Origin of the sequence: Mesorhizobium sp. M1163, assembly GCF_040318415.1 — a bacterium.
Lineage (GTDB): Bacteria > Pseudomonadota > Alphaproteobacteria > Rhizobiales > Rhizobiaceae > Mesorhizobium.
In genome coordinates this window covers 1-1,679 of record NZ_JAMYMF010000100.1, presented here as the reverse complement: position 1 = coordinate 1,679, position 1,679 = coordinate 1, and the positions used below count along the sequence as shown (strand labels likewise).

At 56.9% G+C, this 1,679-nt stretch carries 1 protein-coding gene; it reads right to left on the bottom strand.

The genetic code is table 11. The features are described 5' to 3' along the window. A partial coding sequence (locus tag NKH43_RS35180; protein WP_352862056.1) for a GMC family oxidoreductase occupies window positions 1-1,666 on the bottom strand: 1,666 nt, incomplete at its 3' end. Window positions 1,667-1,679: the final 13 nt, after the last annotated feature.

Here is a 1,679-nt window from a genome sequence, read left to right as displayed (position 1 = left end):
TCAAGACTGTGTCGGCTAATTTCTCAGCCACCATAATCGTTGGAATGTTTGTGTTCGCCCGGGGGCAAAATGGCATGACTGAAGCGTCGGCGATCCTCAAACCCGAAAGACCAAGAACGCGTCCCGACGGATCGGTCACAGCGCCAGGATCCGCGGCTGCCCCCATCCTGCAGGTCGACGTCGGATGCCAACTTGGGATGACGTTCTGGCGAATATACCGATCCAAATGTTCCTCGTCATTGATGAGATCGGAAATGCTAGGACCCTCCGTTATGAGGCGCCTAATAAGCCCGCGGCGCAGCCGCGGAGACGTGTCCATGAGCAGCGCCAGAACTGAGGTGAGCGCATAGTTTATGCGATTGACCTTGCTCACCCGCTTCGCTCGCGCATTCAACGCTGACGGAAACGGGTCCAGCGCCACAGAGGACAGTGAATCTTGCTGCAGCAGGCGAGCTATGAAACGAAAGCCCTGCTTCAGGCGCTCGGCGTCCCGCTTGTCGCTCAACCAGTTGAAATCGACCTCCGGCTCTATTCTGTGCGAACTACCCTTGAGCGCAACAGTTCCCGTCGAGTAGCTGCGATTGACCCACAAGGCGAGAGTGCCGAGGCGCTTCCCGAGTGGGTGCCAGGATGATTTGGCAACAGTCGATATTGCCATATCCGTCGACGGGCAGCCATCGTAACCCGACGAGTAGCGAGCATGCATCTGAATATATTCGCTCACATTGGGTGACAAGCGATCGGCCGACTTCAAATAGGCCGAAACGCAGATCGTCGGGTGCTCCTGAAGGTTCTGGCCCACACCTCTCAAATCTGCAACAACCGGGATACCGAGCTGTACCAATTGCTTCCCGGGGCCGATCCCGGAGCGCATCAATATGGCGGGTGAATGGAGTGCTCCGGCGCACAAGATCACGCGAGAAGCGCTATACGATTGCAAGCCGGATTTGTTCTCCGTCTCGACGCCCGTTATCGTGGTTCCCGAAAAGGTCAGCCGCACAACTGTCGTTTCCGGCAAAATTGTCAAATTACGGCGAGAGCGGACGCTTTCGGACAAGTAGGCCATCGCGGAGGAGACCCGACGACCATTGTGGTTGGTCAACGGGACCACTGAAAAGCCATCACCGAATGCACCATTGAAGTCTGGCCTGAAATGAAGCCCCAGAGCATCGTACGCTTCGGAGATTGCCCGGATGAAGCCCGACCAGTCTGATTGGCGCACACGTTTGATTGGCAAGGGGCCGTCCTTGCCATGAAATTCGCCGCCGAAATCCAAATCGCATTCTAGACGACGGAAGTAGGGCAGCACGTCTTCCCAACCCCAGCCCGTTGCACCGCTTGAGGCCCACTCATCGTAATCTTCGGGGCCACCGCGGTTGGCGACTTGTGCATTGATGCTGGACCCGCCGCCCATGACGCGGGCCTGCTCGTAATGAATAGGCTTGCGGCCATCTCGCACAGTTGTGGCGTGGAGTGATTGCCAGCGATAATCAGGATTAAGGTAAGCACGCGTCGGGTCGCCATCCTGGATATCGTCAGGAATGGCATTCGGCGGCGTGTCCGGGCCGGCCTCGATGAGCAGCACGCGATTACCATCGGCGGATAACCTGTTCGCCATAACGCATCCAGATGAACCGCCACCTACAACAATATAATCGAAATTCAATATGATTCTCCGC